The sequence below is a fragment of the Streptomyces sp. NBC_01268 genome, from assembly GCF_036240795.1.
Taxonomy (GTDB): domain Bacteria; phylum Actinomycetota; class Actinomycetes; order Streptomycetales; family Streptomycetaceae; genus Streptomyces.
Map to the genome: position 1 here is coordinate 4,400,822 of NZ_CP108454.1, position 12,977 is coordinate 4,413,798.

The following is a 12,977-nucleotide window of genomic DNA, read 5'->3' on the forward strand; positions in this document are numbered from 1 at the left end:
GTGACGAGCCTACGGCCGGGGCGCGCCGCCTTGGGGCAGATCAATGGCAACCAGCTCGTAACCAGCCGACCCCTGTTGCGCTACGCGCGTTGACTCTAGGCTGCGGCTCGCAGGACAGATCGGGATTCAAGGGGAGCGGATGGCAGCGAAGCGGTCGAAGCAGAACAGGGCGGGGCGGCGGATACTCGTCGCCGGGGCGGGGCTGGCCACCATCGGTGCGCTCGTCGCCGCGATGCCCGCCGGCGCGTCGCAGGACGACGTGAGCGCCGCGGGCGCGTCGTACGGCACCAACGGCAAGGGCTGGGGGCGGATGGTCGACGTCCAGCTGCTCTCCTTCAACGACCTGCACGGCAACCTGGAGCCCCCGGCCGGCTCCTCCGGCCAGGTCACGCAGACCAACCCGGACGGCACCACCACCAAGATCGACGCCGGCGGTGTCGAGTACCTGGCCACGCACCTGCGCCAGGCCCGTCAGGGGAATCGTTACTCCATCACGGCCGCGGCCGGTGACCTGATCGGTGCCTCGCCGCTTCTCTCGGGCCTCTTCCACGACGAGCCCACCATCGGCGCGCTCAACAAGCTGGACCTCGACGTCACCTCGGTCGGCAACCACGAGTTCGACGAGGGCGCGCGCGAGCTGGCCCGCATGCAGGACGGCGGCTGTCACCCGACCGCCGGCTGCTTCGTCGAGGGCAAGAAGTTCGGGGGCGCCGACTTCCCGTACCTCGCGGCCAACGTGACGAACGAGAAGACCGGCAAGCCGCTGCTCGACCCGTACTTCATCTGGGAGAAGGACGGCGTCAAGATCGGCTTCATCGGCGTGACCCTGGAGGGCACCCCGAACGTCGTCACCGCCGAGGGCGTCAAGGGCCTGAAGTTCGGCGACGAGGTCGAGACGATCAACAAGTACACGAAGGTCCTGGAGCGCAAGGGCGTCAAGTCCATCGTCGCCCTGGTCCACGAGGGCGGCATGCCGGCCTCGGCCTCGTACAACTACAACTGCGACGGTGACGGCGACGGTGACGGCGAGGGCGTCTCCGGCGCGATCGTCGACATCGCGAAGAACGTCTCGCCCCAGGTCGACGCGCTGGTGACCGGCCACACCCACCAGGCGTACGTGTGCAGCATCCCCGACCCGTCGGGCAAGCCGCGCCTGGTCACCTCGGCGTCCTCGTTCGGCAAGCTGTACACCGACACGACGCTGACCTACGACCGCCGCACCAAGGACATCGTCCGCACCGCGGTCGCCTCGGCCAACCACGTCGTCTCGCGTGACGTCCCGAAGGCCGCGGACATCACCCAGCTCATCGAGGACTGGAAGACGCTCGCCGCTCCGGTCGCCAACCGCCCGCAGGGCTACATCGCCGCCGACATCAACGGCCGCGGCTCCACGGCGTACGAGAAGCCGCTCGGCGACCTGATCGCCGACGCGCAGCTGGAGGGCCTGGCCCCGGCGGACAAGGGCGGCGCCCAGGTCGCGCTCATGAACCCGGGCGGCATCCGCTCGGACCTCGTCCACAAGGCGTCCGGCGCCGAGGGCGACGGCGTGGTGACCTACGGCGAGTCGTTCACCGTGCAGCCGTTCACCAACATGATGAACGTGGTCGACCTCTCCGGCGCGAACCTGATCGCCGCGCTGAAGCAGCAGGTCAGCGGCTCGAACCTGAACTCGGTGAAGATCCTCCAGGTCTCGAAGGGCCTGACGTACACGCTCGACATGACCAAGACGGGCGCGGACCGCGTCGTCGACGGCACGATCAAGCTGAACGGTGCGGCGATCGACCCCGCGAAGACCTACCGCGTCGCGATGAACGAGTTCCTCGCCGGCGGCGGCGACGGCTTCCCGGCGCTCGCCACGGGCACCAACAAGCTGGTCGGCGCGTCGGACCTGGACGTCTTCAACGCCTACCTGGCGGCGAACTCGTCGGCCTCCGCCCCGCTGGCGGTGCCGGCGGCGGACCGGATCACGGTCGTGAAGTAGGCCTCACGGCATAGGCGTTGCTTACGGGAGGGGCGGGTCCGCTGCGGCGGGCACCGCCCCTTGTCGTTACCCCTGAACATGTTCGAACTCCCTGTTACGCTCGTTCGATTCGGAACTTCTGGGGAGTGGTTCGGTCCATGGGAACAGGGTGGGGAAAGCGGCGGAGAGGCGCACTCGCGCTCGCCGCGGCGACGACGGCGCTGGTCGCGCTGACGCCGGTGGGTGCGGGGGTCGCGTACGCGGCCGGGAGCGACGCGCCGGCCGAACTGGTGATCCCGGCGGAGGAGAAGGCCGATCCGTACGCGTCGATCGTGCGGCCGGGCACGACGGGCTTCCTGCAGGGTGACTCGGCCGGGGAGTTCCGCTGGTACTCCTACGCCGACGGCGGCTCCACGGCGTTCGCGGACGACGGCGCCCAGGTCCACGGCAACGGCACGGACACCTTCGCCCGGGTGTACGAGCAGGCGGGCAAGGTCGTCTTCCAGGACGCCGGCGGCGGTGCCGAGGAGACCCTCGTCATCGGGACCGGCCGGCACGTCCTCGGTCTGGCCGGCCGCACGGTCGTCGCCGAGTCGACGGCCCCGGACGGCACGCTGCACGCGTTCTCCCTGGTGAACGGCGTCCCGGTCGACCGCCCGGTCACCGGTCTGCCGTCCGGCGCGGGGGAGTTCGTGGTGCAGGGCACCGCCCCGAGCGGCTTCCTGCTCTCCTACCAGGCCGACCAGGTGAGCGCCCTCGCCTGGGTCGACCTGTCCGGCGACGCCCCGCAGGTGCGCGACCTCGGCGACGGCCTGAGGTCGGCCTTCGTGCAGGGCGACGACCTGCTCACGGTCACCGCGGCCGGGAAGCTGCGCGTGCGGGACCTCGCGGGCGACTGGTCCGCACCCGCCCGCGAGACGGACTGGACGGGCGACGAGTACCCGGTGTCCGTCCGGGGCGACCGGGTCCTGAGCACGCGGAGCAACGCCGACGGGCGCCTGACGCTGCTCTCCCGTCCCTTCGGGGGCGGCGCCCAGAGGCAGGTCCTCGACGGCCTGACCCTCATGCCGAGGAGCGGCGGCGGGCCCCTGCTCGCCGTCGTCGACGACGAGCTGGACCCCTCGCGTCCGGTCTACCGGGTCGCGGTGGGCGCCGACGGCGAGTTCGCGGCCACGAAGGTGGCCGTCGTCCCGGCCAGGCGCACCCTCACGCTCGGGGTCTCCGCCGCGCAGGGCGTCCTGAACGCCGTCGACGAGGTGCCCCAGGGCGGCGAGCACCGGCTGCGCTCCCTCGCGCTGACGACCGGCGGGCCGCTCGCCGCGGGCGGCCGCGTCGACCGGGGCACGGACCCCGAGGACGACCGGTACTTCGGAGTGCCCACGGGCGACGGGCGGACCGTCTTCCCCAGTGGCTTCAGCCTGTACGCCCTGGAGGCCGGGGCGAAGCTGCCGCCCGTCTACACGGGCGCCTGGGACCTGGGGGGCGGCCCCGTCGGAGCTTCCGGCCGCTACGCCTCCTACACCGACGTGGCCGACGCGCGGCGGGTCTTCGACCTGGACGCCGGGGAGGACGCCACCCCGAAGGGCCTCGTCAAGGGAGCCCCGACCTTCCTGGACGGCGGCACCCTGTGGGCCGCGAACGGCACCCCCGGCGCGCTCTCCGCGATCGACGTCCGCACCGGGGCCACCGCCCGGAAGCTCACCGTCGCCGACTGCGTCCTCAAGGACGTCCAGGCGGTCGGCGCCGACGTCTACTGGAAGTGCGACGCGAAGTCCGGCGTCCTGAACACCGTGACGCAGGTGAACACCGCGCTGCCCGCGCACACGTCGGCGCGCCTCGGCGACGGCTACGTCACCCACGAGAAGGACGGGCTGCTCTCCCTGACGCCGCTGCGCGGCGGCGGCGCGACCCGTGAGATCGGCCGGCCCGCCGACGAGCAGCCCGAGCGCGGCTGGAGCGTCGACCGCTTCGGCGGCCACACCGTCTTCGCCGACGCCCAGCAGCGCCTGCACGTCGTGCCGAGCGGTGTCCCGGCCGCGGGCCTGTCCGTGCTCGACTCCGAGCTGCCCGGCGACGTCTTCGACGTCGAGACCGCCAAGTCATGGACCGCGAAGTGGTGGCTGTCCAAGCCGGCCGCCTCCTGGACGCTGAGCGTGAAGGACAAGGCCGGGAAGGTCGTCCGGACCCTGCGCGGCGGTGAGACCCGGGGTCTCGTCAAGGCCGTCTGGGACGGGAAGGACGACTCCGGGGCGGGGGCCGTCGACGGGCGTTACGCCTACGAGCTCGCCGTCGTGCCCGCCGACGGGGTCGGGAGCGAGCTGCGCCGCAGCGGTGAGACGCTCCTGACGCACGGCGGACTCGGGGCGTACGAGCCGGTGACGCCGACCCGGATCCTGGACACCCGCAGCGGCCTCGGCGCGCCGAAGCACCCCCTCGGTGGCGGCAACACGCTGACCCTCCAGGTCACCGGGCGCGGCGGGGTGCCTGCGACCGGCGTGTCGGCGGTCGTCCTGAACGTGACGGCGACGAACGCCTTCGCGTCGACGTACGTGTCGGTCTACCCGTACGGCACGCAGCGCTCCAGCGCGTCGAACCTGAACGTGACGGCCGGGCGGCCGGCGTCCAACCTGGTGACCGTGCCCGTCAAGGACGGCAAGGTGACGCTGTACAACTTCACGGGAGCGGTCGACCTGATCGCGGACGTGGCCGGCTCCTACACGATGAGCGGCCCGGGCGACCGGTTCGCTCCGGTGACCCCGGCGCGGGTCCTCGACACCCGGAGCGGGCTCGGCGCGCCCAAGGCCAAGGTGGGCCCGGAGCGGACGGTGAACCTCCAGGTCGCGGGCCGTGGCGGGGTGCCGGCGACCGGGGTGTCGGCGGTGGTCCTGAACGTGACCGCGACCGGGCCGACCGCGTCGGGCTTCGTGTCGGTGTACCCGTACGGGACGACGCGCACGGCCGCCTCGAACCTGAACTTCACGGCCGGTCAGACCGTCGCCAACGCCGTGATCGTCCCCGTGAAGGACGGCAGGATCACGCTCTACAACCGCGCGGGCTCCGTCGACCTGCTGGCCGACGTGTCCGGCTACTTCGCCGCCGGTGACCAGGGGGCGCTGTTCCACCCGCTGGCCCCGGCCCGGCTCGTCGACACCCGGCGGGCGCTGGGCGGGCGGACGCTCGGGCCGGCGCAGAGCCTGATGCTGCCGGTCGCGGGGATCGGCGGGGTGCCCGTGAGCGGGGCCTCGGCGGTGGTGCTGAACGTGACGGGGACGAACGCGACGAAGTCGACGTACCTGGCGGCCACGACGGTGCCGGGGACCCCGAAGGTCTCCAGCATCAACCTGCTGCCGGGGCGGACCGTGCCGAACCTGGTGGTCGTGCCGGTCGTGGACGGGAAGCTGTACCTGTACAACCACGCCGGTTCGACGGACGTGATCGTGGACGTCTTCGGGTACTTCACCGGCTGACCGCGGCCCGGGACACCGGGTACGAACGGACTATGGCAGGGGCACGTCAACCCCTGCCATAGTGCCGTCCATGGACCGACGACGCTTTCTCGCGGGCGCCGCCGCAGCTTCCGGCGCCCTGCTCCTGGGTGCCCCCTCCGCCCGGGCGGCCACCGCCCTCGGGACGCAGGACTGGATGGCTGCCCACGGCGACCCCACCCCGCTCCAGAGGCTCACGATCCCCGGCACCCACGACTCGGGGGCGCGCTACGGCGGGCCCTGGACCGAATGCCAGAACACCACCATCGCCCAGCAACTGGACAGCGGCATCCGGTTCCTGGACGTGCGGTGCCGGGTGACCGGTGGATCGTTCGCGATCCACCACGGGGCCTCCTACCAGAACCTCATGTTCGGAGACGTCCTCGGCGCCTGCTGGGACTTCCTCGCCGCGCACCCCACCGAGACCGTCCTGATGCGGGTCAAGCAGGAGTACTCGTCCGAGTCCGACGCCACCTTCCGCGCGGTCTTCGACGACTACCTCGACCACCGCGGCTGGCGGCCCCTCTTCCGGATCGGCAACGGCGTCCCCACCCTCGGCGAGGCCCGCGGCCGGGTCGTGCTCCTCGCCGACAACGGCGGACTGCCCGGCCTGCGGTGGGCCGACGGCACGTACTTCGACGTGCAGGACGACTACCAGGCCGAACCGTTCGGCAAGTGGCCCAAGGTGCAGGCGCAGTTCCGCAAGGCGGCCACCCAGCCCGGCCGCTTCTACGTCAACTTCGTCTCCACCGCGGCCGGCCTCCCGCCCCGGTGGAACGCCGACCGGCTCAACCCGCAGGTGCACGCGCTCCTCGACGGCGAGGGCGCGGGCTGGAAGGGGCTCGGGATCGTCCCCCTCGACTACCCCCACACCCGTTCAGGACTCGTCGAGTCCCTCATCCGGCACAACTGACCCTTCCGGCGCCGGGGACGACGGCGGCGGCGTCGGGGCTCCCGGCAGCCGCACCGTCGCCACCGTGCCGCCGCCCTCCGCCGGGGTGAGCGCGACCGTGCCGCCGGCCTGCCCGACCGTCCGGGCCACGATCGACAGGCCGAGACCCGAACCCGGCAGGCTGCGCGCCGAGGGCGAGCGCCAGAAGCGGTCGAAGACGTGCGGCAGCTCGTCCGCCGGGATGCCGGGGCCGTGGTCCCGGACCGTCAGCTCGCCCCGCATCAGGGTCACCTCGACCGTCCCGCGCGGCGGCGAGAACTTCACCGCGTTGTCCAGGACGTTCACCAGCGCCCGCTCCAGAGCCGCCTGCTCCGCCCGCACGTACCAGGGCGCCAGGTCCGTCACGAAGGTCAGCTCCGGGCCGCGCAGCCGCGCCCGGTCCAGCGCCGCGCGCAGGATCGTGTGCAGCGGCACCACCTCCAGCGGGCCGCGGGCCGCCGCGTCCGGCCGGGACAGCTCCTGGAGGTCGCCGATCAGCGCCGCCAGCTCCGTCATCTGGGCCTTCACCGAGGCCATCAGGGCCCGCCGGTCCTCCGGCGGCAGCGCCCGGCCGGTCTCCTCGCTGCGGGCCAGCAGCTCGACGTTGGTCCGCAGCGAGGTCAGCGGCGTGCGCAGCTCGTGGCCCGCGTCCGCGATCAGCTGCGCCTGCCGGTCGCGGGAGGTCGCCAGCGCGGCCGTCATCGCGTTGAAGGACCGGGAGAGCCGGGCGATCTCGTCCTCGCCCTCGACCGGGATCCGGACCGTCAGGTCCTCGGTCGCCGCCACGTGCTCGACCGCCCCGGTCAGCCGGTGCACCGGCTCCAGCCCGGTCCGCGCCACCCACAGGCCGGCCGCCCCGGAGCCGACCACCCCGATGCCGGAGACGAGCAGCAGCACCCAGGCCAGCGTGGACATCGAGTTGTCGATCTCGTACGTGGGGCGGGCGACGGAGACCGCGACCGGCTGCGAGATCGGCTGCCGGACCAGGTTCATGGGGTACGTGTAGACCCGCATCTCCGTGCCGTCCTCGGCGTTCGTCGTGTGCAGCGCGGAGGAGACGTGGCCCTGGGCCACCGCCGTGTCCGAGGTCTGCGCCGGGATCACCGAGCGGCCCGTGGAGCAGAGCACCTCGCCGTCCGTCGACACGATCTGCAGCGTCTGCCCGCCGCGCGGCGCCGGCAGCGGCCGGTTCTGCGTGGCCGCCCCGCAGGAGCTCAGCAGCTTCTGGGCGTCCTGCGGGGTGAGCTGCGCCGAGCGCAGCGAGTCGTCCAGTTCCGCCTCCAGCTGGGCCCGGGTCACGAACCAGCAGGCCACCGAGACCGCCGCGACCGCCACCGCCACCGCGAGCGCGGTGAGGAGCGCGAGCCGGGAGCGCAGCGGCCGCGAGCGGAACCAGGTCACCGGGCTGGTCACTCCGCGCCTCCGCCGCGCAGCACGTAGCCGACCCCGCGCACGGTGTGCACGAGGCGCGGCTCGCCGCCCGCCTCGGTCTTGCGGCGCAGGTACATCACGTACACGTCCAGCGAGTTGGAGCTCGGCTCGAAGTCGAAGCCCCACACGGCCTTCAGGATCTGCTCGCGGGTCAGCACCTGCCGCGGGTGCGCGAGGAACAGCTCCAGGAGCGTGAACTCGGTACGGGTCAGCTCCACCGGCCGCCCGCCCCGGCTCACCTCGCGCGTGGTCAGGTCCATCCGCAGGTCCTCGAAGGACAGCACGTCGCCCTCCGGCCGCGGCCCGGCCTGCGGCGCCGCGTACGAGCTGCGGCGCAGCAGGGCGCGGATCCGGGCGAACAGCTCGTCCAGCTCGAAGGGCTTCACCAGGTAGTCGTCCGCGCCCGCGTCGAGACCGGTGACCCGGTCGCCGACGGTGTCGCGGGCGGTGAGCATCAGGATCGGCACGGTGGAGCCGGACGCCCTGATGCGGCGGGCGGCGGTCAGGCCGTCCATGCGGGGCATCTGGACGTCGAGGACGACGAGGTCGGGGGCGTACGTCTCCATCCTGGCGAGCGCGTCGAGCCCGTCGACGGCGTCCTCGGTCGCGTACCCCTCGAAGGCGAGGCTGCGGCGCAGCGCCTCCCGCACGGCGGGCTCGTCGTCCACGATGAGGATGCGCTCGGCGCGTTCGGCTTCGTTCTGCTGGCCAGTCATGGGGCCAGCGTCCCATGTGTTCAGGCGGCACCGCCCGAGCGCAGGCTGTCCAGGTCGGCCTTGAGGGTGTCGACCGGGATGGCGAATCCGAGGCCGACGCTGCCGGCCGTGGAACCGCCCGAGGAACTGGGCGAATACATGGCCGAATTGATTCCGATGATCTCGCCGTTCATATTGATCAGCGCGCCGCCGGAATTACCGGGATTGAGCGAGGCGTCGGTCTGGATCGCCTTGTACGTGGTCTTCGAGGAGCCGGTGTCGCCGTTGAACTGCTGCCCGCCGAACTCGAACGGCCACCCCTGGCGCGGGTCCCACTGCTGCCCCTGCCCCTGGCCCTGCCCCTGACCCTGGTCCTGGCCCTGGCCCTGGCCGTCCTCCTTGGCGACGGTCACGTCGCGGTCGAGGGCGGAGACGATGCCGCTGGTGACGGTGCCGGTCAGGCCCTCGGGGGAGCCGATCGCCACGACCTCGTCGCCGACCCGCACCTTGGACGAGTCGCCGAGCGTCGCCGTCTTGAGGCCGGACGCGCCCTCCAGCTTGATCAGCGCCAGGTCCTTGTCCGGGTCCGTGCCGACGACCTTGGCGTCGTAGCTCTTGCCGTCGGAGGTCTGCACCTTGATCGACGAGGCGCCGGAGATGACGTGGTTGTTGGTGACGATCTCGCCGTCGCCGGTGATGATCACGCCCGAGCCGGTGGACTTGCCGGACGTCGAGCTCGCGGAGATCTCCACGATCGACGGGGAGACCGCCTGGGCCACCCCGGCGACCGTGCCCTTGCTGCTCGCCGACACGTTCGTGCCGCTCACGGAGCCGGTCGCGGAGGCGGCGCCGTCGGAGGTCCAGCGCTCGACGAGGGTCGCGGTGCCGCCGCCGACCGCCGCGGCGGCGATGGCCACGGCCGCCAGGAGGCCGACGCCGCGCTTGGCCCGGCGGTGCGGGCCGGGAGCGGGCGCCGGGGAGGCGAAGGCCGGCTGCTGCGGGGGCGGCGGCGGGCTGTAGCCGCCGGCCGGGGTGTGCCCGCCGGACGGCCAGACGGTGGTGCCCGGCTCGGTGCTGATGGGCTCGGCCGGGTCGTACGGCGGCCGCGGCGGGTAGTACGGCTGCTCCTGGGGCTGCTGGTTGTCCGTCATGGCTACGACTCTCGGAGCCGTTCATGAGAACGGCCTGAGGGCGGGGTGAGAAGCCCGACAGAAGTGCGTATGCCCGATATAAAGACCCGGCGGGTCCTGCTCGCCGCGGCTCAGGAACAGCCGCAGGAGCGGCGCACGATCAGCGCCGACGGGAACTGCTTCACCCGCTCGCGGCGCGAGCCCGAGACCCGGACCGAGTCGTCGAGCACGAGGTCCACCGCGGCCCGGGCCATCGCCGGACGGTCCGAGTAGACCGTGGTCAGCGGCGGGTCGCTCAGCGCCGCTTCCTTGACGTCGTCGAAGCCCGCCACGGCGAGCTCGGTCGGCACGTCGATGCGCAGCTCGCGGGCGGCCCGCAGCACGCCGAAGGCCTGGTCGTCGGTCGAGCAGAAGATGGCCGGCGGCCGGTCGGGACCGGCGAGCAGCTTCAGTGCCACCTGGTAGGCGTCGTAGCGGTTGTACGGCGCCTGGAAGAGCCGGCCCTCGACGGAGAGCCCGGCCTCCTGCATGGCACGCCGCCAGCCCTCCTCGTGGTCGGCGACCGGGTCGCCGACGGCCGGGGTGTTCGGGACGCCGCCCATGCAGGCCACGTACGGGTGCCCGTGCTCCAGGAGGTGGCGGGTGGCGAGCTGCGCGCCGCCGATGTCGTCGGTGACGACGGCGACGTCGTCGATCGCCTCGGGCCGCTCGTGCAGCAGCACCACGCGCGCGTCCCAGGCCTCGATCTCGCTCGCGGCCTGCTCGCTCATGCCCTGGCTGACCAGGATCAGACCGGAGACCCGCATGCCGAGGAAGGCCCGCAGGTAGTGGATCTCGCGCTCGGTGCGGTAGTCGGAGTTGCCGACCAGGACCATCTTCCCGCGCTCGGCGGCGGCCTGCTCGACCGCGTGCGCCATCTCCGCGAAGAAGGGCTGGCGGGCGTCGGGGACGACCATGCCTATGAGATCCGTCCGCCGGGACGCCATCGCCTGGGCCACCCGGTCGGGGCGGTAGCCCAGCTCCTTGATGGCGGCGAGGACACGCTCGCGCGTGGCCGGGGCGACCGGCCGGGGTCCGTTGTTGATGACGTAACTCACGACCGCGGTCGAAGTTCCCGCCAGTCGCGCTACGTCATCCCGCGTCACCTTGGCCACGCGCGGCAGTCTACGCGGGGTGACCTACCTACCGGCAGGTCGCGTTGTGGCATACGCCACGTTAACTGTCCTCCACCGGAGTGAGTTCCCGCGCCGCCTCCTTGACGCGGGCCGCGCTCCGGGTGTCCTGCCGGCCCCGGGGGTCCTCGGCGGGGCGCTCCGGCTTCTCGGGGGTGACGAAGCGGTAGCCGACGTTGCGGACGGTCCCGATCAGCGACTCGTGCTCGGGTCCCAGCTTCGCCCGCAGACGCCGTACGTGGACGTCCACCGTTCGGGTGCCGCCGAAGTAGTCGTAGCCCCAGACCTCCTGGAGGAGCTGGGCGCGGGTGAAGACCCGGCCCGGGTGCTGGGCCAGGTACTTGAGGAGCTCGAACTCCTTGAAGGTCAGGTCCAGGACCCGGCCCTTCAGCTTGGCGCTGTACGTCGCCTCGTCGACCGACAGGTCGCCGTTGCGGATCTCCATCGGGGAGTCGTCCGCGACGATCTGCTGGCGGCCCGTCGCGAGCCGCAGCCGGGCCTCGACCTCGGCCGGACCCGCGGTGTCCAGGAGCACGTCGTCGATGCCCCAGTCGGCGGTGACGGCCGCGAGGCCGCCCTCGGTCACGACCAGGATCAGCGGACAGCCGGGACCCGTGGAGCGCAGCAGCTGGCACAGCGAGCGGATCTGCGGGAGGTCGCGCCGTCCGTCGACGAGGATCACGTCGGCGCCGGGGGTGTCCACCAGGGCCGGCCCCTCGGCGGGGGCCACGCGCACGTTGTGCAGCAGCAGGCCGAGGGCGGGGAGCACCTCGGTCGAGGGTTGGAGGGCATTGGTCAGGAGCAGCAGTGAGCTCATCCCACCCCACCTGCCCGGGTCGTCGTCTTCCGGTCGTGCTGGCTTCGCTCGTCCATGACGTCGGTTCCTCCTCGGTCCCTGCGAGGACGTCTGCGGCACTGCTTTCTGTTCTCACCTGCGGCTCTCGCGCCCTGAGAGCTTTCGGTAATCCATCCGTAACAACGGTCGGAAAACACAAAAGGACCCGGGGGCTGCGTTGCCCGGATCCTCTGGCAAGCAGAATAGCCCACATGAGTTCCGAGGCAGAGGGCCGATTTCACATGGTGGATGTTTCCTCGCTCACTTCCGTCCACGATCGTGACTCCCGCCGCGTGATGCTGCGTACCGATGACGGTGTCCGGATCGAGGCGTTTTACGAACCGGCCACGGCAAGTGTCACCGATACGGCGGTCGTCGTCGCGCACGGGTTCACCGGGTCGGTCGACCGCCCCGCGCTCCGGCGCGCCGCCCTCGCCCTGCGGGGCCACGCGAACGTCGTCACGTTCTCCTTCCGCGGCCACGGCGGCTCCGGCGGCCGCTCGACCGTCGGCGACCGCGAGGTCCTCGACCTGGCGGCGGCCGTCCGCTGGGCCCGTGAGCTCGGGCACACCCGGGTGGCGACGGTCGGCTTCTCCATGGGCGGCTCGGTCGTCCTGCGGCACGCCGCCCTGGAGCGGGGCACCGGCGCGCACACCGACGCCGTCGCCGCCGTCAGTGCCCCGGCGCGCTGGTACTACCGGGGGACGCCCTCGATGCGCCGGGTGCACTGGGTGGTGACCCGGCCGGCCGGCCGGCTGGTCGGGCGCTACGGCCTCGGCACCCGCATCGACAACAGGGACTGGGACCCCGTCCCGCTCTCCCCGGTGGAGGCCGTGCCGCTGATCGCGCCGACACCGCTGCTGATCGTGCACGGCGACCGCGACGCCTACTTCCCGCTGGACCACCCCCGCAGCCTGGCCGCCGCGGCGCCCGAGGGCGCGGCCGAGCTGTGGCTGGAGCGGGGCATGGGCCACGCGGAGAACGCGGCCGGCGAGGAGCTGCTCGACCGGCTCGGCGGCTGGCTCGCCCGGCCATAGCCCATCATGGGGGGCGGCGCGCACACGAACGAAGGGAGTGCCGCTATGGCAGCGGGAACCATCCGCTACTGGGCCGCGGCGAAGGCGGCCGCCGGTGTGGCCGAGGAGCCGTACGCCGCGCGGACCCTGGCCGAGGCGCTCGACGCGGCCCGCGAGAGGCACCCCGGCGAGCTGGTCCGGGTCCTCCAGCGCTGCTCGTTCCTCATCGACGGCGACCCCGTCGGGACCCGCGCCCACGAGACGGTACGGCTGGCGGAGGGCGGCACGGTCGAGGTGCTCCCCCCGTTCGCAGGAGGGTGAA

10 protein-coding genes are annotated in these 12,977 nt (G+C 72.6%); 5 read left to right on the forward strand and 5 right to left on the reverse strand.

What is annotated here, in order from left to right; translation table 11 throughout:
- The first annotated feature begins 139 nt into the window (after positions 1–139).
- From OG309_RS19645 to OG309_RS19655, 3 genes are all read left to right on the forward strand, one after another.
- Positions 140–1,981, forward strand: coding sequence for a bifunctional metallophosphatase/5'-nucleotidase (locus tag OG309_RS19645; protein ID WP_329422584.1), 1,842 nt, complete (start codon positions 140–142; stop codon positions 1,979–1,981).
- 137 nt (positions 1,982–2,118) lie between these two features.
- Complete coding sequence (locus OG309_RS19650; protein ID WP_329422586.1) at positions 2,119–5,427, forward strand: FlgD immunoglobulin-like domain containing protein; 3,309 nt, start codon at positions 2,119–2,121, stop codon at positions 5,425–5,427.
- 70 nt (positions 5,428–5,497) lie between these two features.
- Complete coding sequence (locus OG309_RS19655; protein WP_329422587.1) at positions 5,498–6,358, forward strand: phosphatidylinositol-specific phospholipase C; 861 nt, start codon at positions 5,498–5,500, stop codon at positions 6,356–6,358.
- On the opposite strand, the gene OG309_RS19660 is transcribed toward OG309_RS19655, so the two are convergent.
- The 5 genes from OG309_RS19660 to OG309_RS19680 form a co-directional block, all read right to left on the reverse strand.
- Positions 6,323–7,789: a sensor histidine kinase gene (locus tag OG309_RS19660; protein WP_329422589.1), complete on the reverse strand. Its 1,467-nt coding sequence runs from the start codon at positions 7,787–7,789 to the stop codon at positions 6,323–6,325. The two genes, OG309_RS19655 and OG309_RS19660, sit on opposite strands and share 36 nt — an antisense overlap.
- Entirely contained in the window at positions 7,786–8,523 is a 738-nt protein-coding gene (locus OG309_RS19665; RefSeq protein ID WP_329422590.1) for a response regulator transcription factor, read from the reverse strand. The genes OG309_RS19660 and OG309_RS19665 overlap by 4 nt, the downstream gene beginning before the upstream one ends.
- Before the next feature lie 20 nt (positions 8,524–8,543).
- A complete protein-coding gene (locus OG309_RS19670) occupies positions 8,544–9,653 on the reverse strand; it encodes a S1C family serine protease (protein ID WP_329422591.1) in 1,110 nt (369 codons plus the stop codon).
- Positions 9,654–9,763: 110 nt separating this feature from the next.
- Positions 9,764–10,786, reverse strand: coding sequence for a LacI family DNA-binding transcriptional regulator (locus tag OG309_RS19675; RefSeq protein WP_329422592.1), 1,023 nt, complete (start codon positions 10,784–10,786; stop codon positions 9,764–9,766).
- Positions 10,787–10,847: 61 nt separating this feature from the next.
- A complete protein-coding gene (locus OG309_RS19680; RefSeq protein ID WP_329422593.1) occupies positions 10,848–11,621 on the reverse strand; it encodes a response regulator transcription factor in 774 nt (257 codons plus the stop codon).
- Between the two features lie 230 nt (positions 11,622–11,851).
- On the opposite strand from OG309_RS19680, the gene OG309_RS19685 reads away from it, so the two are divergent.
- Together OG309_RS19685 and OG309_RS19690 are read left to right on the forward strand one after the other, a co-directional pair.
- Complete coding sequence (locus OG309_RS19685; protein ID WP_329422594.1) at positions 11,852–12,676, forward strand: alpha/beta hydrolase; 825 nt, start codon at positions 11,852–11,854, stop codon at positions 12,674–12,676.
- Positions 12,677–12,721: 45 nt separating this feature from the next.
- Positions 12,722–12,976, forward strand: coding sequence for a MoaD/ThiS family protein (locus tag OG309_RS19690; RefSeq protein WP_046908573.1), 255 nt, complete (start codon positions 12,722–12,724; stop codon positions 12,974–12,976).
- Position 12,977: the final 1 nt, after the last annotated feature.